Genomic DNA, 23,521 nt, shown 5'->3' on the forward strand with positions numbered 1-23,521 from the left:
TGACATTTCAAACCTTATGGAGTTTTTACAATGGCCAAATCGACCATTACATTTGAAGATATTAATGTGACTGTTACCGTCCCGGCCGGCACCCGAGTGATCGAGGTTTCCGAAAAAGTGGGATCGGGTATTACCTACGGTTGCCGGGAAGGCGACTGCGGCACCTGCATCATGAAGGTGACCTCCGGTTGGAACAATCTGACCGAGCCGTCGGTATTGGAAGACAAAATTTTGCGGGAAAACATGGCCGGCAAACACAACCGTCTGGCGTGCCAAGCGCAAGTATTGGGCGGGGAAATTTCCCTTAAACCCGTTTAATCCACGCAAAAGGAGGAACAGATGGCATTAATCACATTTACCAGTCCCGAATATCGGGATAAAACCGTTTACGCCGTAGCCGGCAGCCATACTCAAACGATTTTGAAGTTGGCGCTGGAAAATAAAATTCCCATCAATTTCGAATGCGAAGACGGCGAGTGCGGCACTTGCGCGGTCCGGGTCACCAGCATCGATAAAAAAATGGAGCGTATGGGTGGCACGATGACCGAGAAGGAAAAATCCCTGCTGAAACAGATCGGGAAAGTGACGACCGAACAGTTGGAGCAAATGATCGTCGACGATTTGCCGCCCGAGTGGCGCTTGGCGTGTCAGATGATCGTCAGGGATGAAGATATTCGGGTCGAATATTAACCCGCGTCGTCGTTAAAAAAGGCCGGAGGACCGATAATGAACTGCATACTTGCCATACAACCGACAAATCGGACAGAGCCAACGGTTATGAAGAAGTCGCGGCAGCACATTTATCAAGATCTGATGGCCTGCGCCGGCCAGTCGCCCAATCGCGTCTGGCTGGCGCAAATCATCGCCAGCTGGTCGGTCGGCGATGGGGTACTCCCCGACAGTTTGGGTTTGAGTTCTGAGCAGTTTCAACAACTTCTCGACCATTATTTCCCCGGTTACCCCTTGGCCGAGCAGGCGTATTCAGGCAGCAGTCTGGATTACAGCCGGATGTTGGAAAAACAGGATCTGGAAATCCTGCTGGTGCAATTCGCATCGCAGTCCGGAGTCGAAACCGAATGGCTGATCGCGATGATCGTCTCGGCTTGCCTGGGCAACGATCACTTGTGGCAGGATTTGGGCTTGTGGTCGCGTAGCGACCTGTCGGCGCTGTTGGCGCATAATTTCCCCGAACTGGTGAATCGCAACAGCAAGGATATGAAATGGAAGAAGTTTCTGTATAAACAGCTTTGCGAAGCGGAAGGTTTATACGTTTGCCGGGCACCGTCCTGCGAAGTTTGTAAAGACTATCAGCAGTGTTTCGGGCCGGAGGATTGAGCGGATTTGCGATCTATAGAGTCAGCGCCTGGCGCGGCGTTTATCGCCATCCACGAATTAATTCAGAAAACCGGCTCAATGGAGCCGGTTTTTACAGTGAAAGCCAAATGTTTAAAACTTATATCCCACTTGCGCGAAGAAGGTGCGCTGCGGTAATGGGTGATTGTAAAACGCTTGGTAGTCGTTGATATTGTCGATACCGGCCGATACATGACCTGCCTTGTTGAAGCGGTAGGTGGCTTTCAAGTCGACATAGACCGATTCGCTAAACGCGCTGTAATACGGCAATTGCAAATCCGAATTATCCAGTTGCGAAAACTGTCTGCCCGAATAACGGGTGCCGACTGAAAAATCCCAATCATTGCCATAGTGGTAAGTGGTCAGCAAATTGGCTCTATAGTTCGGCATCAAAGGAAATTGCTTGCCCACATAGGCAGGGTTGCGCTCGTTCTCGATGATTTCGGCATTGAGGATGGTGGTATTGAGTTTTACGTCGAAATTGGACCCAAACACCCGATCATGATTGACAGTAAAATCCAGACCGTCGGTTTCTACTTCGCCTATCGATGAAACCAAGGTGCTTAACACCGAACTACCCGGCAGATATATCGATTGGTTATAAATCGCGTTACGGACATTTTCGTGGAAAAGGTTCAAGCGAATATAGCCGTTATTAAAGTCATACTCGGCCAGCAAGTTGTGATGAGTGCCATCCTCGGGTTTCAATGTGGCGTCCGCAAAAGAGACGTTGCCGCTGACGCCGCTCGAGTTGCCAAATAATTCTTCAGGCAGCGGAAATTTATAGGCTTTGCCGACGGAATAACGAAATTTCCAGCGGCCCGGCTCATAACCCAGCGAGAATTTAGGCGACCATCTCGACACTTGTCTGTCTGTTGGATTCAATGCGCCCGCCATTGCTTGGGCATTGGTTAATCCACTTCCTGTTGGGGCTGTTGATGTTAAATAAATGCCGTCATAAGTATTCCAGCGCTCGAGGCGTGTGCCGATCGTGGCATCCCAATCTTGCATGAAGCGCCAACTGAGTTGTCCAAACAGTGCGTGGGTATCGGTTGTGCCGCCGCTTTGGCTGCTGATCGGATTACCGGAAATTTTAGTATTGGTTGCGTAATTGCTTAAATTGTATTGCGTTAATAAAATTCTCGAATGCTGAAATTCGTAACCGGTAGAAAAAGACAGGTCTTTACGGCCTAAAAACTCGTCGTTATTGAATTTTGTAGACAGACTGAACCAACCGGAATCGTCAAAAGAACTATCCCGTCCGGTAGTCACCCGGTTAGGGTCGTTAGGGTGATAGTTTGAGCTTATCGTTTGGTCTTTAAGAATATCGAAAAGGCTAATATTGGTATTGTTAAACCAATTTCCAATGATGCGCCCCTTCAATCCCCAACCTAACGTTAATGTTTCGCGCTTTTGAGTGCTTGCGCCTAAGGTGGTCGGGTTGTTAGTGAGAACTCGTCCATTCACGCTATAGCGCGCATACTGCGATGGATATATGGTGTTGCCATTGACGTCCGTAATAAACGATTGGCCGACATTGGTTCTTTCGAATTCCTGGTAGGCAGCTGTAAACATCGTATCCAGTTCTGGCGTAATCGCATAGTTGGCTTTCCATTTATACAGATTATCGGTCGAATGTTGAATGCCATCGTCGCCATAGTTATAGCGCAATGCGCCGGTCCGTGGATTTCTCTCGAGATTGGCGCCCGTCGTCGCGTTGGCTAATCTTGCTCCTGTCGCGGCGGCGGGATTGTCGACACCATGCTGCGGCGTCATCGGTTGTCCTTCGTTCTCGATATGGTTGTACGAGAAATAGGTGCTGAAATCGCCGAACTTATCGCCGTAAGAGCCGAAGGTCTTAAAACCTTGCAAATTGGCTTTTGTGCCTTCGAATTCGTAAGGTTGCACGAAATAGGTCGCTTCGGTGTATATCTCGCGTTTTTGCGGCATCAATGTGTTGTAGTTGATCACGCCGCCCATCGCATTGCCGCTGTATTCGGCGGAAAATGGTCCGGATAATATATCCACGGATTTGATTTCGCCCGGACCGATCAGGCCCCAGCGCGGCGAACCGTTAAAGCTGATTTGCAACGGATTCCAAATCGGCATGCCGTCCATGAAAGCCATCACCCGACCGCCTTGATAGGGATTGGAGCCGCGCATACCGATAGGCGCGTTCTGGTCGCCGATATAACGCTGCCGGGCAAACACCCCTGATTCATATTTGACGGAGTCAACCGTCGTTACCGCGTTAGTTTTCTCAATCGCTTTCTTGGTAACCTTGGTTTTCGGCGTAGAAAAATCGGTTTTGGAAGGGGTTTCCGGTCGGCCGTCTTCCGATTCCTCGCTGACGATGACATCGGATAATGTCGAGATTTCCTGCTTATCGGCGGCTTGGAGAACCAGCGGCATGGCCATCATGCCGGGCAGCATCAATAGTGCGGGGCTAATTTTTGTTGTTGTACGCATATAAGACATCTCAATAAGACCATAAAAAATGCCGTCAGCCGATAGGCTGAGTTTGACGAAGACTTTAGCCGTCAAGAGGCATCCCGATAGTCCCGCAAGATCGGCGCCAAAATCGCAACACATTGAATTTATGTTGAAAATATCGGTGAGGCTTTTGTTTTAACTATTTAACTATGTTATTTGACTTATTTTTGTTGCTATTTATGCGATATGGCCAGCTTATTTGGTGGCGATGAGGGGTGCGGATTGGCTTTTATCTGGAAGAGAACGCGCTATAAAGTCAGAAAATTCATAAATTTAAATTCTATTGCGGGTTTTATGCCGAAAAGAAGGCTTTGACCGAAGTAAACCCATGGTCGATTCCTCAGCGGCGCCGGCGGCAGTTTGTCAATAATAAAACTGTGTTAAATAACTTATGCGTTTACGACCGCTTAGCGCGAAAGGTACAGGGCTTGCTGGCATTTTTGTGATGGCTTGAATCTGGTTGCGGCCGGCGTTAATCTGCACGTTGGACAGCGTTGCCGGGAATCGGCCGGTCAATAATCAATTTGAACAAAGGGTATCTATGAACATCAAAAACACGCTGGCGGCCTTGGCGTTAATGTTGGCCGGCAACCAAGGGGTTATGGCGGATCAGACGGCGATCAAGCCGTTCAAGCCTGGCAGCTATCAACAGATTTTGGCGGCAAACGCCAATCAACCGTTGATGTTGGCGGTTTGGTCGGTGGATTGCCCGTCTTGCTTGAAAGACATGGAAATCCTGAACAAGATTCACGAGAAACGCCCGGCGTTGAAAATCGTGATGCTGGCGACCGACGACGCGGAAGCGTTGCCGGAGATTCAGCGCATCATCGATAGTCATAAACTGAGCGGCTTGGAAAATTGGGCGTTTGTCTCGGATAACCCGGAAAAACTGCGTTACGAAATCGATCCGGCTTGGTACGGCGAATTGCCCAGGACTTATTTCTTCGACGCGACGCATCAACGCGAGGGCAAGAGCGGGGCGATGTCATTGGAAGAATTCGAAGCGCAATTTAGCAAGATGAGGATGTAAGCAAATTCAGTGCGCCGACAATCGATGTTACAGCCAAAGTTGATCATCCTGGTCGGCAAACTGGCGATACCGCAAATGCTGCCGGTCGATAAACGTCAGCGACGTCATCGGTGGCCTGCATCGCTTGAGTTTTCACGGCCACGATACCGAGTCATCCCGCTGCCGCATCCATCCGGCATCGCACCGAGCCGGGCGCCAGCTTGCTGCAAACTGCGTTGGCAATCATTCAGGAACATGCGGTCTGGCGACAGGTGTTGAGCGGTTGATGGCCAAGCAACCTGGGTACAATCCTTAATATGGGCTATTGTCGGGTGTTTTCGGATTCTATGGGCCAACCTATAGGATGTGCCGACGGCAGGAGGCGCATCGATCGAGTCAACATTACACCATGACAGAATACCGTCGATTTTACATACCCAACGCCATGTGGTTTTTCACCGTCAATCTTGCGGAGCGGAAAAACAACTATTTGTTGATTGATAAGATCGATGTATTGCGAAATGCTTTTCGATATGTAAAACAACGCAGACCTTTCCAAATTGATGCCATTGTCATATTGCCTGAACACTTACATTGTATTTGGACATTACCGCCCGATGACGGTGATTTTTCTGTCAGATGGAATATGTTGAAAGGACGGTTTTCCAGGTCAATTGACCATGGAGAAAGAATTTCAAAAAGCCGCCAAAAACGCCACGAACGAGGTATTTGGCAGCGGCGATTGTGGGCACATTTGATCGAAGACCAAGACGATTACAATCGCCATGTCGATTATATTCATTGGAATCCGGTAAAGCACGGCCATGTCAAAAGCGCAATCGATTGGCCGTATTCAAGTTTTCACCGTTTTGTGAAACAGGGTGTTTATGAAGAAAATTGGGGGGAGAGCGAAGAGCCGGATATTAAAGGTATCGAGTAACTCGACAGATGCGCCTCCTCACGTCGGCACATCCTATTTAGCGCACGCTATCGCATTGAAAACACAATAAAGGTAGTCCAAAATAGGTTGTGCCGAGCCATGCGAGGCGCAACGATCGCGGTCGATGCGCCCGATGGCAGTATCCTATTTTCGCTAGGATTTAGCGCACCTTATCGCGTTCAACCTTTCCTCGGTGGGTAGAGCGTGGTGTCTATCCATTAAATTGGGCTGGAGCTGACGGAGGTTTATATGAATTCGAGTAGTTTAAAAATTCGGCGCAATGCCCGTTGGTTATTGCGCCTTACGGCCTTGAGACGGAGGCTTCGGCCTCCTCTGACCCGATGTGCGGTGCAACGCTTTGTTATGCTGTTGATTTATGAAGTTTTTCGGCAAAAGAAAACCTTTCGATAATTTGTAGCCAAGGGATGCCTTGAAAGAGTTGGCGGAAACAAAACATGTTTGTTTACTATGTCTTCTGAGAAATCGGATTCGTTTACAGCAGTAACAGAAAAACCCTTGCTTTCAACAATTCGTGAAAAATCATCCCCAAATATCCTAAGATGATCGCATTGCCCAAAATGCTTTGTCCTGTCTTCTAATGAAACTATGGACGAATCCTCATATGTTTTTTCAAGATTGTCTTTTTGTGGCACAGTAAAGATTGCAATGCCTTTTGAACACAAAACCCTATGCACTTCTTCAAGTGCCTTTTGATAGTCAGGCACATGTTCAAGGACATCGAAAGCGATTACGGTATAGAATTGTTCATTTTCTATTTGGGGCATATATGACATATCCACCTTGAGGTCGCAATCTTGTCGGAAATAATCTGCTGTAACATATTGTGCAGATTTTTCTCGAATAACTGAAGTGATGATCTCTTCTGGAGCAAAGTGTAAGAGTTTTCTGTCAGTAATTATTTTGCCAAAGGACAGTTCCTCAATATTTTGAAGAGCTATAATGAATAATCGTTGCCTTATTCCAGAACGACATTTCGGACAATTTGTATGGTTATGCCACGAATCACTCAAAAAGTGACGCCCTTCCCATCCGCAAATGTTGCACTGAACTTTCTTTGGAATGGACAGTGAAACTGACTGGCAGAAATTTTTTGTTATTTTCACGAATTGTCTCGCGGTTTCCGTTGGCGACTTCATAATCATTTTTCTCCTGTGTTTGTAGCATAACAAGTTATTAAGCTGTTAACAGTATATCTACCGCGAAACCTGAGTTGCAATAATAAATTTGAGGACTGCAAGGATTTTATGCGACATGAAGTCGTTTAAACAGCTGTTTTCAACTGGTATGTGTACTCAGCTAGAAAACCTATCGTTCCTACGATGGTAGCCTACCGGCACATGCGATTTCAATAATGAGAAGGTCTGAAGCTGCCGGGACATTGTAAGCCATCAGTTTAATCGTGGAAGCCCGTGTAGGGCGCAATAACCAACGGGCATTGCGCCGCATTCTAATTTGGCTACGGCCCCGGCGCCAAGTCCGACAAATCGGTATTCTGCTCACTCAACGACCAACCGCCCCCCAAGGCTTTATACAACTGTACCTGAGCGACCAGTACATCCAAGCGGGCCTGCACCCGGCTGTTCTCGGTGCTGAGATAGCTGGTCTGCGTGTTCAACAAAGCCTGATAGTCGATGGCGCCCAGCCGATAGCGTTCCTGGGAGATGTTATAAGCCAGCCGGGCTTGTTCGGCGGCGGTCTGCAGCGCTTTCAGCCGGCGGCTGGAGTTGTTGTAAATGGCGGCGGCGTCTTCGACTTCCTTAAACGCCGTCAGCACGGTTTTCCGATAGGTTTCCGCCAATTCTGCGTTCGCAGCCAGCGCATTACTCAATGCGCCTTCCAAACGCCCGCCTTGGAACAAGGGTTGGGTCAGGCCGGCCGCCAGCGTCGCCGCGACGCCGGCCGGTTGCGGGTTGGCCAGTATGCTGCCCAGACTAAGCTGTAGTTTGGGATAAAACGCGGCGCGGGCCACGGCGATGTCGGCGTTGGCGGCGATCAGCTGCATTTCCAACTGGCCAATGTCCGGCCGGCGTTGCAACAGCGTGGCCGGCTGCTCGGCGGCGATGCCGGGCACGACCAGATCGGCGAAGCGGGCAGCTTCCAGTGGCACCGTTTGCGGCGGATGGCCCAGTAAAATCGTCAGGCTGTTTTCCGCCAAAGTCTGTTGTTGCATCAATAAATCCAGGCTGGCGCGGGCATTGGCTTGTGCGGTGCGCTGCTGCGCCACTTCCAGCACATAGGCCGCGCCGGCCTGTTGCCGGGCTTCGATGATAGTCAGAATCGCGTTAACCGTGTCCAGAAAGTCGCTGGCGATTTGCCGGCGTTCTTGAATGGCTAGAAGATTGAAATAAGCCTGGCCGACATCTGCCATCACCACCAGTTGCAAGGCGTCGCGGGCGAAGATTTGACTTAACATCAGAGCGGTGCCGGCATCGCGTCTGGCGCGATTGGCGCCCCATAAATCCACTTCGTAGCCGATGTCGATCTGACCGCTGGTTTGTTGACTGTCGGTTTTATTGTTTCTGCTATCGGTAAAATCGCCGCTCAACGAGGCGGCCGGCCACAGTCCGGCGCCGGCGATCTTGGCTTGGGCGCGGGCCTGCTCGACACGTTGCCTGGCGGCAGCCAGATCGTTGTTGTAGGCCAAAGCCTCGCTCATCAAGCGGTTGAGTTGGCTGCTGGAAAAGGCTTGCCACCATTGCGGATCGACCGTGGTTGAGCCGGATTGCGCTGGCTCATGCCATTGCGCCGGGGTTTCCACCGTCGGCCGCTGGTACTCCGTCAGTAAATTGCAGCCACTCGTCAACAGCAAGATACCAACATATAGAAATCGGAAAGGCATTAACCAGCCCCTAAAAGTCCTTGATATTTCGTCAGGGCTAAGGCCGTTGAAGCCCCAGTTGGTTTGCCCTTCGACAGGCTTAGTTCCCAACGGGGCATAAAGGCGAACGGCACTTGGTTTGACGCGAATGACCATATTCATTCCGCCGCCAAGGCCACGACCGGGTCCAGATGCGCCGCCTTGCGGGCCGGCAAATAGCCGAACAGCAAGCCGGTGCCGAAGGCGCAGGAAAAAGCTAATATCGCCGGCAGCGGCGAAAATAGTACCGCCATCTCAAAATATTTCAGGACATAGCCGACCGCGAAGCCTAGTAGTACCCCCATCAAACCACCCAAGGTACAGACCACCGCCGCTTCGGTATTGAATTGCAGCAAAATGTCGCGGCGGCGGGCGCCGGTGGCGATACGGATACCGATCTCTCGGGTGCGCTCGGTGACGCTGACCAGCATGATATTCATCACGCCGATACCGCCAACCAGCAAGGAAATCGCCGCGACGATGCCCAGCATCAAGGTAAAGGTGTTTTGGGTTTCGGTGGCCGATTCGATGATGGAGGCCATGTTGCGAATCCGAAAATCCTCGCTCTGATGGCGTGAAATCAGTAGGTCGGTAATGGCTTGCTGGGTGGCGTCGATTTTGCCGACATCCTTGACCTTGATCGTGATGCCGCCCAGGTATTTCTGGCCAAACAGGCGGATCAGGCCGGTGCTGATCGGCACAAACACCGCGTCGTCGCGGTCGCTGCCCTGGGCGTCGGCACCCTTGGCGGCCATGACGCCGATCACTTCGAAGGGGATATTGCCTATCATCACGTATCGGCCGATAGGGTCTTCACCTTCCACGAACAATAATTTGCGCACGGTTTCTCCCAGAACCATTACCGGCGCGTAGCGGCGCTGGTCGCGCTCGTCGAAGAAGTCGCCGCTGCCGACCGGCCAGTCGCGTACCTGCGGCATGCTGGCGGCCACGCCTTGCACGCTGGTCGAGTAGTCGACCGAGCCATAACGCACCGTCAAACGGCTATTGCGTTCCGGTGAGGCCGATTCGACATTGTCCAGTTCGGCGACGGCGTCGGCATCGGCCAGCGTTAGCGTGGCGACGTCGCCGCCACCGCGAAAACCTGGAACGCCTGGGCGGATGGAGAGGATGTTGGTGCCCATCGCCCGCATTTGCTCCAGCACTTTTTCCTGGCTGCCCTGGCCAACCGCCAACATGGTGACCACGGCGGCGACGCCGATCACGATGCCCAGCAAAGTCAACGCGGTGCGGAACAAGTTGGCGCGGAGCGAGCGCAGCGCGGTCTTGGCGGCTTCGCCCAATTCGGCCAGCAAGCCGGCCGCACCGATGCCGCGATGTGGCGGCGGCGCCAGTACTCGGCCGTTGCGATTGGCCGCGCCGTCGCTGGCGATTTTGCCGTCGGTGATATGGACGATGCGTTGAGCATGCGCCGCGACTTTTTCATCGTGGGTGATCAGCAAAATGGTGCGGCCTTCCTGATGCAAGGCTTTCAACAAGGCCATCACTTCGCTACCACTTTGGCTGTCGAGCGCGCCGGTGGGTTCGTCGGCCAGGATCACCGGCGGATCGTTCATCAAGGCGCGGGCGATCGCGACCCGTTGCTGTTGGCCGCCGGATAGCTGCATCGGTTTATGTTCGCTGCGGTCGGCCAAGCCCAGTTTGGCGAGTAACTGCAAAGCGCGTTGATGGCGTTCGGCTTTAGCCAAACCAGCATATAATGCCGGAATTTCGATGTTTTCGGCGGCGCTGGCATTATTCAGCAGGTTGTAGCGCTGGAATACGAAGCCAAAACTTTCCCGGCGCAGCGCCGCCAGTTGATCGGGGTCCAAATCCGCGACGTCCTGGCCCAGCACCCGGTAGCTGCCGACATCGGCTTTATCCAGACAGCCGATCAGATTCATCAGCGTCGATTTGCCGGAACCGGACTGACCAATGATCGCGACGAATTCGCCGGGCCAGATGCTCAGCGATACGTCATCCAACGCGCGGACGATGGTGTCGCCGTTGGGGTAAAAGCGCTGAATATTGTTAAGTTCCAGCAGGGGCTGGGCACTCATAGTCTCGGCACTCCGGCGCCGGGATAGCCCTGATTGTTTCTGCGGTTCTTAGTCTTGTCGTCCTTGCCTGAGTTGACTTGCAGCCGGTCGCCGACCGCCAGACCTTCCAGCACTTGCGCAAAACGCCGGGTTCGCAGGCCGATCTGCACGGTTTTATCCTGTACGCCTTGTTCGGTAAGAACTTTGACCTGATAAGCATGGCCTTCGCCTCGATCTTCCTTGCGCTGGCGCTGGCCCAGCGCGCTGACCGGAATCAACGGCACTTGTTCGGCCTTGCCCAACACGAAAAACATTTGCGTGCTCATGCCGGTCATCAGTTGCCGGTCGCGGTTATCGACATCGACCAATACGTTGTAAAGCACCACGTTGTTGATCACTTCCGGCGTTGGCAAAATCTGCCGGACGCTGCCTTGCCAGCGGCGATCGCCGGAACCCAGCGTGGTGAAATAGACCGGCATATCGGAACGTAGCCGCATCACGTCAGCCTCGGCGACTTGGGCGCGCACCGTCATCGTATCCAGTTTGGCCAGTTGCAGGATGGTCGGGGTGGTTTGGTTGGCGTTCAGCGTCTGGCCTTCGCGGGCTTTCTGATCGACCATGGTGCCGTCCATCGAGGCGAAGATTTTGGTGAAGCCCAGATTGGTTTTGTCGCCGTTTAAAGTCGATTGCACTTGCTCGATCTGCGCTTGCAGCGATTCGGCGGTGGCCTTGGCGTTTTTCAAGGTGAATTCGGTGTTCTGAAAGTCCTGGACGCTGATCCCCTTGCTTTGCAACAACTCGCGGTTGCGGTCGTATTGTTGCTGAGCAAACACGACCTGCGCTTGTTGGCCGGTCAATTGCGCCTGCAAGTTCTTGATATTGGCTTCGTCTGCGGCCACCCTGGCCGCATAAATGCGCGGGTCGATCTGCGCCAGCAATTGGCCGGCCTCGACGTTGTCGCCGATCTTGACGTAAATCTTTTGCAACTGGCCGGTGACCTGCGCGCCGACATCGACATATTCCTTCGGCTCCAATTTGCCTTGAGCGGTGACGTTTTCTTCCAGATCGCCGAGACTCACCTCGACATTATCGGCTTTGCCTTGATCGGTACGTTGCGGCTGCTTGGCAAAATACCAGCCGCCGAGGGCGACAGCGATGACTAGCAAACACAGCATGAGCCAGCGCAGACGCCGGCGGTTGGACGATGAATCGGGAGATTGCGGCATGGCAATAATCAATGTCTACTTTAGGGTTACGGATATTTTCCCGACCAGCAGTAGTGGCGATGGCTTCGACAGCGGTATATGGGGACGATGCCGCTCAGTCTGGTGAAACACGATGGCTTAGCGGCCTTTGGAACTAGCTTGCAGTGTATTATCTGCCATTTTACTTGGCAAGCCGATAAACACTTCAGAAAGGTAAAGCTTGGTAAAGATCGGTTGTTTATTTTTTGGATGGGCCCGGCTGTATCAGGAACGACATAAAAAGTAAAAATCGATTTTGATTTAACGGTAGGTCTGATTGCCGCAGTTGACCTTCAAAGCTTCACAATCAATGTCGGCTGGGATTCAATGAGCTGCCATTTGACGTCCAGATTAGGCGTCTTACCCTGGAGCGCAGCGGAAGGTAGGATGTCGGACTCGATGTATTTGTTAGCCTGGGATTCGTATTAACTTTAATTTGATGCTGCAAGTTGATCTCGCACTTGTTCATACTTGTGCAGAATAATCTCGGCATATGCCAGATCATTAGAATGATCTGAACGAGTGTCTTCATCAATGGAAGCGTCTGCCAAAATGTTGTTGTGTTTGGCAACCAGCAACTCAAGCGCCTCAATTAAGCAGTTGATTTCAGTCCATTCCAACGTGTTCATTTATCTCTTCTCCCAGCGGCCGCCAAGCTCAATGGCTCGCTCTATAGAAAGCTTTTCGACATTCAAAAATAATTTAAGTTGTTCTACAAATTCTGTCATAAACATGTCTGATTCTGGACGAATTGTATAGTGGGTTATCCCGGTTTGTGGATCTGTTATATCACGAGTAATGACCAATTTAGCAGGAACAGTCGTTCCAGCTTTAATCCACCACCAATTAGTCTCAGGCTTGGGCGCTGTGAAAGTTGAAATTCCTCCAGACATGCCTTTGACTTTTGTGAGGCCAGTTGACTCATCCTTGTACTTCACTACATCTTTGTCGCGGACGTGATCAAGACGCGGTGATGTCGAGTTGCCTCCGCGATAAAGGTCAATGTCGATTTTCATCGCTGCTTCGATGCGCACAAGATATTTGCTATCCGGCATACGTCTCTCCAAATTCCGTTGCAGGCTAACGAGTTAATAGCTGTTAACCGTATATCTACCACGAAACCTGTGTGGCATCAATAAATTTATGAACTACTACCAGGGATTTTCACTTCCGTATATCAACCAAACTGCACCGAGGCTATACCGAACCGGACGATTAAAGAATCGAAAAGCCCGCTGACTTTTTTAGCCACATTCTCTGCTTGGTGGCAATGAGCCGGTCTGCAGTCATTGATCAATGCGCTTTCTGTGGCAGGAATTGGCCGAACTGAGACCAACTCTTCTAAGCAATTGGTACGCTACGAATAGTCCAAGCTCAACCAAAAAATGCCAGCCGCGCTGCCTGGCGTTCGCCGCCGTCGAAAAAGCGCAAGGCCCATTGGTCGGTAGAGTCCAGAAATCCAGCCTTGGGATCGATCTTTTTCTGTTTGGCCAGCCAGCTGAGATGGTCGCGAAAATAATAATGATCGAACAAACGCACGAATTCGCCGAGATAGACATCGGCGACGGCGGTATCGCCGACGATGAATAATTGGTTTTCGTCGTTGAATCTGGATGAATTGGTACTGAAGTTGGCCGAACCGGTGACGACCAACGGATTTTCCGAGAGCGGATCGACCAGCAGAATCTTGGTGTGCACATGCACGCCGGAATGGTGCTTGGATTCCGCCAGTAAGCGGCCCTGCCAGGCTTCCAGAATCGATTGGTCGTCGATGGCGGCGCTGGCCGCCAGTTGGGTGTTGGCTGCGTCGTGCAAGGCCTTGCCGACTACGCCATTGGTATTCAGTAATCCCAGCACATGCGCCGGCGCGCCGACCAGCGCGGCTTCCAATTCGTCGTGCATCGCGAACGGTGCGGTAAAACAGATCAGGCGTTTGCTGGCGGACACCCATTCGGCGCACTCGCTGACCATTTCGGTGGTTTTGCGCGGGCTTAGCACTAACTGAGTACCGGCCGTCGTCGTTGCCGGCGGTTGCGTTAAACTCATCGCAACTTTGCGCGAATCGGCCCCGGACAGATTCGGGGTTTTCCAGATGGTTTGATGCCAGTCGAAATACTGCTGGGCCAAACCGGCATGAATAATGGCGTGGCCGACGTTGGATTGGCCGTATATCGCGCTATCGGTGAAATTGGTGGAGCCGGTCCAGACCGAAACCGGTTTGCGCTGAGCGTTGCTAAGCACCATGAATTTATTATGGGAGATATTCAACCCGGCGCCGGTGCGGGCCTTGCAGACGCTTTTTAAACCGTATTTTTTGATCTGCGGCGCAGCGTCGAGTGACGGGCCGTCGCCCTTGCCATCCAACAAGCCGTCGTAAATGATCTCCAGTTTGACCTTGCGCAATTTGGCGCGCTTCAGCGCCTCGAAAAAGCTGTCTTTTTCGAACTCGTAGAGAAATAAATGCAAACCTTGCTTGGCTTTGGCCGCGTCGATAAAGGCGATCAGCGATTCTTCCAGGCCGCGCGATAGCCAGCGCCGAGCGTTGGCATCCGTGATCTCGCCGGCCGGCAAATGTGGAAAGCGTCTGGCGAAAGCCTGGCTGGCCGCCGCGCTACGATTGAAATGCACGGCGTGGCCCTTATTGCCGACCGAATTGGGTTGTTCGCAGATTATTGGTACATCGACGGCCTCGAAAACCTGTAGCGATCCTGGCTGGCCAGTCAATGCATGAATGCTGTAGGTGTAGCGGCGGCCAGGTTTAGTGGTGTAATCGCCCCAATGGAATTTCTGGATAGGATGATGCCGAGTGCTGACGCTATCGCCATCGTCCATTCCCGGCAGTTCGAAGCGCTTTAAACCGCGCAGCCAGACCACTTCGCCATTTTCGTGGTCCTTGCGGCGGATGCCGAAGCCGAGTAAACCCGTGCAATACGCTTTGGGGCAGGTAAACGCCAGCAGTACCACGTAAGTGCCGGCGATGGCTCTGACTTGCAAACCGTTAGGGCTGGTTTCGATAGCGCTGCGCATGGCCGCCTCCTGGGTCGGAGAGATTGATGAGCGGATTATGTTACGGTTGTCCGCACAAACAAAGTGTTTGTTTTTATCTTGCCGACTTCTGCATCGGGAGCGCCGCCGGCTGGCTGTTCTTGTCTTGTTGCCCGATTTTCCAACAACCGGCACAGAGTCGATTTTCCAGCTATATTTGCGTAATCGCCAGTATTGGGACGTTAGATAAAGCTGGCCAGGGCCAGGCTCTAGCCAACAGTAAACCAGGCTGGCGCCGGCCATTGACGAATCAATTCACAAGAGGACGATCAACATGCATAAACAATATTGGCTTTGCTTGATGGCCTTGCATTGGGCGCCCGGCGCGGTTGCGGACTACAAAAACGATATTGGCTATGCGGCGCTGCAAACGCTATTGGGGGCAAATACGCCGACCGGGGATGGCGTGAATGTCGTTCAAGCCGAGGCTTCGCTGGCTGCGATAGACAAACCAACTGTTTATGCGCCGAATATTGCCGACACGCAATTTAGCGGTAAGACTTTTTATTTTCCCGGTACGCCCAGTGCTTTGGTATCGTCACATGCCACCAGTGTCGGTTGGCGTTTTTACGGTAACGAGGGTATCGCGCCTGGCATCAAGCGCATTGCCAGCTATGACGCCAATGAGTGGTTACAGAGTCTGGTCCCTTCTAAAACTCAAGTGGCCTTGCCGCCTGTCAATGCCAGCCGAATTGCCAATCATAGCTGGATTGCAGGCGGTGAACCTGCGGACGCAGCCGGTCTTGTCCTGCGCTTGGTCGATAGGCAAGTTCAGCATAACGAGTTTATTCAAGTGGTCGGTATGAACAATAACGTTAGCAACGCGCCATTAATGGGCAGCGCTTACAATGTAATTGCGGTCGGACGCACCGACGGCTTGCAGGATCGCGGTTCGGATGCGGTAGACGCGGTTTATGCCGCGGGACGGACGCGTCCGGATTTGGTCGCGCCGCAGACCACCACCAGTGCGGCGACGCCGATAGTCGCCGCGGCGGCCGCGCTGTTGGTCGAGACCGGGCATAAGGCCGCCTTGGCTGTTTCGAATGGTTCGATTAACATTGACGGCGTTGGAACAGTGTATAACGGCGAACGCGCCGAGACTGTCAAGGCGGCATTGATGGCCGGGGCGGACCGGATCACCGACAATACTTCCACCACTGCCAATATCGCTGATTACCGTGCGGGTAGCCATCAAACCGTCAACGGGCTGGACGACCGTTTCGGCGCCGGTCAATTGAATATCTTGCAGAGTTATCAGATCATCGCCGCCGGCGAGCAAGATAGCCTGGAAGACGACAGCGGTGCCGGCGATATAACCGCGGCCGGATTCGATTACGATGGGGCGTTCGGCGGTCTGGACAGTAACATTACGGCCACCTATAAAATCACCGCGTTGGCAGACTTGAATTTGACGGCGTCCTTGGTGTGGAATCTTGGTGTGTCGAACGACAGCAGTTTAGTGACTAGCTTGCATGACCTGGATCTGGAATTGTTCGATACCACCGCCCAAACCAGTACGGCCTTCTCGGCGAGCAAGGTCGATAACAGCGAAAACCTTTGGGTGAATTTGGCGATGGGTCATCACTACCAATTGTCGGTGAAGTCCGGCGAAGCGAATCCTTTTGCTTGGGATTACGCTTTGGCGTGGCATATGAAACCTCTGCAAACCGCGCCGGTGCCGCTGCCCAGTGCGTTTTATTTGTTCGTCGGCGCCATCGGTAGTCTGGGTTGGCTAAGCCGCCGTAAAGCCTGAAAAATATCCCCGCTTTTGCCCGATATCCGGCTGGTAGGGGTAGGTGTCGATTCGCGGATTTCTTCTCCGCCAGGCGCTTGGTTTGGGACTATTCAGAACGACATGCGTATTCCAACCTCCACGATATGATCGGATATATAGGATTGCCCGATGCGGGTTTCGTAACGTATGAATCCGTTCCCGCCGTTGGCTAGGACCGCGCTCACGGAACCTCCCAGGTTGAGGTAATCGCGATCGGGGTTGCCGGTCTGGACCGCGAAATTGCCTAGACCGGGCGCGGCTTGAGATAAACGCATGGCAATGGCGCGATTGTCGTTCAGATATTGGTGTTCCCATTCGGCTCGTAGCGCGGGCGTGACGACGCCCCACGATGTACTGATGGCGTAACTGATTTGGGCGCCCAGGTTGCCGATGAAGGAATGATTGGTCTGCGCGCCGGTCGTCACGTCGAAGCCGTTTCCGCCCTGTTCCCGATACTCGCCGATATGCATGCCAAGATATTCCAAGCGTAGATAAGGACCGATCGTCCATCCCTGCCAACTTAAATCCTTGCCGCTACTCAGCGCGACGCTATATTGATGGCCGCTGGGCTTGGCGTCGGATTGACCATTGAATCCGGCATAACCGTACTGGCGATTAAACGAATATTCGTTGCTGCCATAATTGGCCATCCAATCCACATAGAAATCCTCGGGCAAAAAATAGCTGCCATAAAACGCCCCCATATAAGTATCGCTGTCCATATGACCGGCGGATTCGTCGTATTGCGCCGACGAGCCGGCGTAATTGAACGCCAAACCGGTCACCAAGCGATCGTTGACGCGATAATCGGCACCGACGGTGGCAGTATAGGCTTGGGAGTTGAAACCGCGATCCCAACTGCTAGTGCGCTGATCGCCGAAGTTGAAGCGGGTCTGTACGAAAAAACCTAGCGGGTTATCCCGGAACAGTTCGTTGTCGTCGCCGGCCGCGCCGCCGATCCCGTTAACGCCGAACGCGCGCGCCAACTGGTCGGCGGACATCTGCAATCCATTGAAATTAATCGATAAGGGCGCACTCCCGCTGCCATGACGCAAATTGGCCAGTCTTGAGAAGACAGAATCCATTCGGGTTGCGCTGAATTTGATCGGGCCGGCCATTTGTCCGGGAACTTGATCGGGCGTTAACGAAGCCACCGCCAGCCTTTGCTGGGCGGGGCTCAGTCCCTGGAGTTGCAGGCAGCGAGTCGCCAGGATGCCGGTGGGGGCGGTGCAGGCTTCGGCCAAAGCCGCCCCGAAATTTTGTTGATTCGGCGTTAAAGCCGTATCGCCGGTCACTTCGCTGCCAAAAGGCACCAGACTCCAAGGCAGTAACTGTCCGCCGCCCGTTCCAAAGCGTCTGATGCTACCCAGCAAGTATTGGTTGCCCGCTAATGTCGGGTCGAAGTAGACGTTGTAATCGCTGTTGATATTGCTCAGCTGACCGAGGCCGTCCGCCAGAATAATCCGGCCGGCGTAAAGGGCGGCGCCAGGGGGGGTATTGCCATCGACCAGTTTGAGGAAATTGCCGCTGTTAAGCGTCATGGAACCCCAGGCGAAATTATTGGCTGGAACGGTAGCGGTAATGCCTTGATCCGCACTAGCAAGCCCCATGGTATGGTGGGTGCCGGTTAGACCGCTAAAAATTAAGTCGGCATTTGCGGTGTTCCACAGCATATTTTCATTGCTGGCATTATTGAAATCTCCGGCGACGATGAACTGGTCTCCGGTTCCGCCGACTAGATAACCCGTAGAGCCGACACTGAGGTTGTTGAACTGGTTCGTAGACGGATCGCTGATATACGCGCCATTGTTAGCGAAAGCGCCCGTATATTGAACCGAGGTGTCCGTCACCTTAAAAATGCCTTCGTTTGTCACCGCGCCAGCGATGGTGCGTGTCCCGGCGCCGCTAATATTGACCGTGCCCTGGTTAAGAATGGAATTGGCAGCCAGACGCACCGCGGAAAAGTTGAGTGTTGCGTTGTTATGTACGGTCAGCTGGTTAACAGCCGTCAAACTCCCGGTATGCAGATTGAGCGTTGCGGCCCCGCTGCCGCCGCCCAGGACTAGATTATTAACGGTGGCATCCAAGGCCGGGCCATCCACGGTTATCGCATTGGCATTGGGCCGAATAACCGTCGGAAACAATGCGTTTGGCGTAAAACCAAACCCGGAATCCCAGTTGGCTGCGCTGTCCCAGTCGCGGGAACTAGTCGTAGGATCCCAGCTTAAGGTACCGGTTGGGGTGGCTAAAAAACCATGGATGTTGCCATCAATGGAGGCTTCGCCGACGATTTGGCCCAAGTTATTGATGCCAAACGCTTGATTGAGATTGAACGGCGAGGACGAGAATACCGCAAGGTCGTTCAGATCGAATGCCTGGCTCCAGCCGCCATTGGCCGTCGGGTACCAGACGATCGCGGTATTGCCTTCGTTCCGCTGTCCGACCACTTGACCGTCGTTGTTCAGGGCATAGGCTTCGCCGCCCGCTAAACTGACCAAGCTGCCATCGGGCAATCTGACGAAGGCATCGCCATCGTTGATAAAGACCACTTGGCCGCGGTCGTTCAGGGCGGTCGGCCATGTGCCCGATAATGCGGGGATAGGATTCGTATTAGGCAGCAAGTAAACGTCTTGACCAACCGTCAACAATACCTGGTTTGCGTTGTTGATGGCTACGCCGCCGCTCCCGCTACCCGCGAGGTAGGATACCGTCTGCTGCCCGCTAACGGGATCTTGCCGCCAGATAAAGGCTTGATTGGTCGTTAGATTAGTTCCCACCACTTGACCGATATTGACAATGCCGGCGCCATTGGTTTGGTCATTGCCAAATACAGTAAGAGAATTCCTGGCAAACGTGCCTTCTCTCCATAAGACCGCGTGAAGTTGATTCGTCGTGAGGTCGATGGCATTACCTAATACTTGTCCCTGATTATTGATTTTGATGACGGACGTCGAGTTGAAGTTGGGATGGTCGGCGCCCAGGGCAATCGTACCGAGATCGAGAGGCGATGCCGTTGAACTGCCCGAATGCCAAGTCCAGATCACAGCGTTACGGGTATTTTTCGTGTTATTGGAGGCGGCGCTGGCCGGCGGTTCGAACGTATCGGAAAATCCGACAATCTGTCCGCTATCGTTGATGGATTGGGCGTGAGCGGACGGATTTCCAGATAGCGGCGAAAGGTCGGTTATTTGATACGACAGCTCTGCGGACGAGGGGGTTACCGTTGCTGCAAGTATCAGGCCGGCGCCGGCCATCAAGTTATCGACCTGGCGGAATGATAATTTCAGGCTCATGGCTCGGTACCTCCGATTGCAGTGGCGGGTCAGGTTTTACACTAATTACCAAACTGGCGTATTTCGTTCGGCATTTATCGGATGGGATGGCGGCACGCCCGAACCTATTCTTTTGGTAACTGCTTGCCGGCGAATATGCAATCGGGATGGAAATCGGCTCGGTCTTGCAAAAAGATCGAAACGGTTCTCCTGGTTGCCAAAGTGCCATCATACGGCAAATCACCTATATTGCGAGCTATATCACATAAATTATAGGGTATTTTGCGAATTAGTTCTCGTGTAGCACACTGTCTTTTAAGCGAATTTTATTGTGGCCCGTATTTTGCATTACTGATAATGGTTCCTGGAGAGGGAATCGGTTCCCGATGGCGATCATGCCGAAGCTTAAGTTGCGAAGGGGGCGCCATTTAGAAGGCAATTAGTCTCGAGTATCGGGCTCCGAGCGGGGGGGATGACGAGCTCAGCAATTGCTTTTCCGCAAATTGTTTACAAGGAAATCTATACATGAAACATGTTAAAAAAGCGGTTGCGCAAATTTTGACCGGTACTGCGTTGGCCTTGACGGCATCGCATGCAAGTGCGATTAGCGTGACCAACGCCACGCAAACGTTTAACTCAGCGCAAACGATTACCAACGGCGCCGGCACCAATGCCATTGGTACCGCGCTAGACAATGGCGGTGGCTTTGACAGTGCCGGTCGGGCGATTGCGACAGGCACTATTTTGACTGCGGGCGCTAGTCAGGCCGGTGTTTATCATAATGCCACCACCGTTAAGTCCTGGGCCGATATGGCGATCGACCTGGGTTGGATGCACAATGCCAATTGGGTGCAAGTCAATATCACCGATACTGGTAGCTACCGGATTAAATCGGAAATCATTGGTTTTCGTAATGTAGCCGGGTTGGCCGACTCATCGAATGCAACCTCTACAACGACTTATTCTGCCATGGTGCAGGATAAAACCATTCATCCTGCTTTCAGCGTCTGGTCATTGGCCGGGAGTGCCTTTACCGGCGCGACCTCAAGCAACAATCCAATTACCGTGCAAAGCCCGCTCGCCTATGGATACACCACAGGCGGCAACAACAACACCATGGGGTTTAACCAGGTGGCGGCGCCTAACGGTACCAATAACGCCACATTTCTCGCGACTGGCGGCGTCAATGGTTTTGTTGGTTATTCCAACTCCGGTTTCAGTGGTTGGCGCAACGGTAACGGCGATTTAGTCGGCTCCGGTTCGTCGGGTTCTTCTGCCGGAACTAATGCGGACGGCTTTCTCTATACCGATTTAACCGTCAATCTGGGCGCGGGCAGTTACCTGATCGCTATCGGCGGCAGTTGTGTGGATTTAGTCGATTGCGGCCCCTATCAAACCAAAACGGTCACCACGCTGGCAACTGGCGCGACCACCGTGTCTAAAGCTTACGGTACCGGTTGGCACGAATTGACGGTTACTGCGGTGCCCGTCCCTGGCGCGGTATGGCTATTTGCGAGTGCAATGGCTGGGATGATCGGTTTTGGCCGTCGCAAACCGGCACTTGCCGTTTAATTTCAAGTTAATTTGAATAGCGGGGCGAAGTGTCCACTTCGCCTTTCAATCTGTGCCGCAAGGCTGGATTTGTAGGCTGCTCAATCATTTTGATGTAGCCATATCGACGGCAATGAGCAACATAAATTACCAAAAATCCGGACGTAACGATCCTTGTCCTTGCAATAGCGGCAAAAAATACAAGCATTGCTGCGAAACAGCCGGCCGGCCCGTTCAGGCCGGAGCTATCGATTATCAAGTATTGCTGGATCGTGCTCGCAACCATGCTTACCAACAAGGCAATTTCGCCGTCGCCGAGCAATGCTATCGCGAAGTGCTGGCGATCAAACCTAACAATATTGAAGCCTTGGCGGGAGTTGGCCAAGGCTTGTGCCGGCGGCATCGGCGCGCCGAGGGCAGTCAATATCTGGCGAAAGCCGCCAAGCAGATGTTGCGTCATCCGGAGAAAATCGAAGCCTGCTTGCTATTGGAACTGGCCGAGCAGCTGCAAATGTGGGGCGAGTTGGATTGGGCTTTGCAATTGGCCAGGGCTGCAGTCAAACGGATGCCCGATAATCCAGTGGCGCACTATGGCGTTGCGGCGTGCCTGCATCGGCTGAATCACACCGATCAGGCGATTGCGGCGATGACCAAGGTGTTGCGCTTGGCACCGGAAGATGCCGGTTGCCAGATTTTGATGGCCTTGTTGGAATTGGATAAAAAACAATTCGAAAAGGCTCAGCGACGCTTGGAGCAAGTGATTGCGCAGGAGCGCGATCCTAAACAGCTGGCGAGGGCCTGTTTGGAATTAGCCAAGGTATACGATAAACAACAACGCTACGCCGATGCCTTTGCGATGTTGAGCAAGGCCGGCGATCTGCATCGCTCCTTACCGGAACTGAGCCGTGTCGATGCCGAGTACATTTTTAATAACATTGCTTTATTTAAACAGGGTTACGACGACGCATTGCTCAGGCGCTGGTCGGTAGCCGATTTTGCCGACGATTGGCCGGCGCCCGTGTTTTTAATCGGCTTTCTACGCTCAGGCACCACCTTGACCGAACAGGTGCTGGCAATGCACCCGGAGGTGTTGACGTCGGACGAAAATCGGTTGATCGAGGAAACGCTTGCCGAGTTGGCGGCGATGACCGGTGTTACCAACAATCCGCCCGAGGCTTTGCGCCGCCTGAATATCGATCAAGTTCGCCGCTTGCGACGTTTCTACTGGCAACGTGTCAGCGAAGAATTTACCCCGGTGGCTTTGAAAAAGCGCTTTGTGAATAAAGTGGCATTGAACAGCATTGAAACCGGCCTGATCAGTTGTCTGTTCCCGGAAGCCAAAATTCTGTTCGCCTTGCGCGATCCTCGCGATGTTTGTCTGAGTTGTGCGATGCAGGCGTTTACCGCCGCGCCGGCCACGGTCAATTTGTTGTCTTGGTCAGGCATCGCCAGGCAATACGCGGCGGTGATGGATTTATGGCTGAGCCTGCGCCAGCGAATTGCACCCGAGTATCTGGAATTGCGCTACGAGGACGTGGTGAGCGATTTTGAAACCAGTTTTCGCCGGGTGTTTGCGCTGTTGGGCGTGGCCTGGCATCCGGACGTGAGCCGTTACCATGAACGGGTCGCTGGACGCTATGTCGCGACCCCCAGTTTTGCGGCGGTATCGCAACCTTTATACGGTTCGGCAGTGGCGCGTTGGTCGGCTTATACCGAACAGTTTGAGCCCATCATGCCCCTGCTGGCGCCCTATATCGAAGCCTTCGGTTATCGATAGTTCCGCAAAGCACTTACTCATCGAGATTATCTTTCCCGCAAAAGCTGAAACCTGGAAAAGTTAACGTGCAGGGTTCATTGCGCGGTCTTTGATTCCCGCTTTTGGCGGGGACGGCGATTTATTCAAACTAAAACCATGCGGACCGTATA

General features: G+C 52.9%; 18 protein-coding genes. 9 read left to right on the forward strand and 9 right to left on the reverse strand.

The genetic code is table 11. The features are described from left to right. Window positions 1–30: 30 nt before the first annotated feature. The 3 genes from QZJ86_RS04555 to QZJ86_RS04565 all read left to right on the forward strand — a co-directional run bounded on the left by QZJ86_RS04555 (window position 31) and on the right by QZJ86_RS04565 (window position 1,335). Window positions 31–318, forward strand: a complete 288-nt coding sequence (locus QZJ86_RS04555; RefSeq protein WP_301936795.1) for a 2Fe-2S iron-sulfur cluster-binding protein — start codon at window positions 31–33, stop codon at window positions 316–318. 21 nt (window positions 319–339) lie between these two features. Beyond that, window positions 340–690 (forward strand): 2Fe-2S iron-sulfur cluster-binding protein, encoded by a 351-nt coding sequence (locus QZJ86_RS04560; protein ID WP_301936797.1) that lies wholly within the window; start codon window positions 340–342, stop codon window positions 688–690. 87 nt (window positions 691–777) lie between these two features. Continuing rightward, window positions 778–1,335, forward strand: coding sequence for a nitrogen fixation protein NifQ (locus tag QZJ86_RS04565; RefSeq protein ID WP_301936799.1), 558 nt, complete (start codon window positions 778–780; stop codon window positions 1,333–1,335). Window positions 1,336–1,446: 111 nt separating this feature from the next. Here the strand turns inward: QZJ86_RS04565 and QZJ86_RS04570 are convergent, their stop codons facing one another. Further along, window positions 1,447–3,822 (reverse strand): TonB-dependent receptor, encoded by a 2,376-nt coding sequence (locus tag QZJ86_RS04570; RefSeq protein WP_301936801.1) that lies wholly within the window; start codon window positions 3,820–3,822, stop codon window positions 1,447–1,449. A gap of 565 nt (window positions 3,823–4,387) precedes the next feature. Here QZJ86_RS04570 and QZJ86_RS04575 point away from each other — a divergent pair. From QZJ86_RS04575 to QZJ86_RS04580, 3 genes are all read left to right on the forward strand, one after another. After that, the gene (locus tag QZJ86_RS04575; RefSeq protein ID WP_301936803.1) at window positions 4,388–4,876 is read left to right on the forward strand and encodes a TlpA family protein disulfide reductase; all 489 of its coding nucleotides are present in this window, start codon (window positions 4,388–4,390) and stop codon (window positions 4,874–4,876) included. Between the two features lie 75 nt (window positions 4,877–4,951). Beyond that, a complete protein-coding gene (locus QZJ86_RS21650) occupies window positions 4,952–5,134 on the forward strand; it encodes a hypothetical protein (protein WP_455429808.1) in 183 nt (60 codons plus the stop codon). Window positions 5,135–5,264: 130 nt separating this feature from the next. Next, window positions 5,265–5,795, forward strand: coding sequence for an REP-associated tyrosine transposase (locus tag QZJ86_RS04580; protein WP_301936805.1), 531 nt, complete (start codon window positions 5,265–5,267; stop codon window positions 5,793–5,795). A gap of 374 nt (window positions 5,796–6,169) precedes the next feature. Here the strand turns inward: QZJ86_RS04580 and QZJ86_RS04585 are convergent, their stop codons facing one another. The 7 genes from QZJ86_RS04585 to QZJ86_RS04615 all read right to left on the reverse strand — a co-directional run bounded on the left by QZJ86_RS04585 (window position 6,170) and on the right by QZJ86_RS04615 (window position 14,980). Then, the gene (locus QZJ86_RS04585) at window positions 6,170–6,919 is read right to left on the reverse strand and encodes a class I SAM-dependent methyltransferase (protein WP_301936806.1); all 750 of its coding nucleotides are present in this window, start codon (window positions 6,917–6,919) and stop codon (window positions 6,170–6,172) included. Window positions 6,920–7,272: 353 nt separating this feature from the next. After that, a complete protein-coding gene (locus tag QZJ86_RS04590; protein WP_301936808.1) occupies window positions 7,273–8,655 on the reverse strand; it encodes an efflux transporter outer membrane subunit in 1,383 nt (460 codons plus the stop codon). A 137-nt stretch (window positions 8,656–8,792) separates the two neighbouring features. Continuing rightward, window positions 8,793–10,730 carry a MacB family efflux pump subunit gene (locus QZJ86_RS04595; RefSeq protein WP_301936811.1) on the reverse strand — a complete coding sequence of 646 codons (1,938 nt, stop codon included), beginning with the start codon at window positions 10,728–10,730 and terminating at the stop codon, window positions 8,793–8,795. Further along, entirely contained in the window at window positions 10,727–11,935 is a 1,209-nt protein-coding gene (locus tag QZJ86_RS04600; protein ID WP_301936814.1) for an efflux RND transporter periplasmic adaptor subunit, read from the reverse strand. The genes QZJ86_RS04595 and QZJ86_RS04600 overlap by 4 nt, the downstream gene beginning before the upstream one ends. 449 nt (window positions 11,936–12,384) lie before the next feature. Then, window positions 12,385–12,582, reverse strand: coding sequence for a hypothetical protein (locus QZJ86_RS04605; protein ID WP_301936816.1), 198 nt, complete (start codon window positions 12,580–12,582; stop codon window positions 12,385–12,387). Then, window positions 12,583–13,008 carry a Tse2 family ADP-ribosyltransferase toxin gene (locus QZJ86_RS04610; protein ID WP_301936819.1) on the reverse strand — a complete coding sequence of 142 codons (426 nt, stop codon included), beginning with the start codon at window positions 13,006–13,008 and terminating at the stop codon, window positions 12,583–12,585. Between the two features lie 319 nt (window positions 13,009–13,327). Further along, entirely contained in the window at window positions 13,328–14,980 is a 1,653-nt protein-coding gene (locus tag QZJ86_RS04615; protein ID WP_301936821.1) for a phospholipase D-like domain-containing protein, read from the reverse strand. 292 nt (window positions 14,981–15,272) lie between these two features. On the opposite strand from QZJ86_RS04615, the gene QZJ86_RS04620 reads away from it, so the two are divergent. Beyond that, complete coding sequence (locus QZJ86_RS04620; RefSeq protein ID WP_301936823.1) at window positions 15,273–16,751, forward strand: hypothetical protein; 1,479 nt, start codon at window positions 15,273–15,275, stop codon at window positions 16,749–16,751. A 92-nt stretch (window positions 16,752–16,843) separates the two neighbouring features. Here the strand turns inward: QZJ86_RS04620 and QZJ86_RS04625 are convergent, their stop codons facing one another. Continuing rightward, window positions 16,844–20,065: an autotransporter domain-containing protein gene (locus QZJ86_RS04625; protein WP_301936826.1), complete on the reverse strand. Its 3,222-nt coding sequence runs from the start codon at window positions 20,063–20,065 to the stop codon at window positions 16,844–16,846. 504 nt (window positions 20,066–20,569) lie between these two features. On the opposite strand from QZJ86_RS04625, the gene QZJ86_RS04630 reads away from it, so the two are divergent. Together QZJ86_RS04630 and QZJ86_RS04635 are read left to right on the forward strand one after the other, a co-directional pair. Beyond that, the gene (locus QZJ86_RS04630) at window positions 20,570–21,616 is read left to right on the forward strand and encodes a hypothetical protein (protein ID WP_301936828.1); all 1,047 of its coding nucleotides are present in this window, start codon (window positions 20,570–20,572) and stop codon (window positions 21,614–21,616) included. A gap of 112 nt (window positions 21,617–21,728) precedes the next feature. Continuing rightward, window positions 21,729–23,372, forward strand: a complete 1,644-nt coding sequence (locus tag QZJ86_RS04635) for a sulfotransferase (RefSeq protein WP_301936830.1) — start codon at window positions 21,729–21,731, stop codon at window positions 23,370–23,372. Window positions 23,373–23,521: the final 149 nt, after the last annotated feature.

It is taken from the genome of Methylomonas montana (genome assembly GCF_030490285.1).
Lineage (GTDB): Bacteria > Pseudomonadota > Gammaproteobacteria > Methylococcales > Methylomonadaceae > Methylomonas > Methylomonas montana.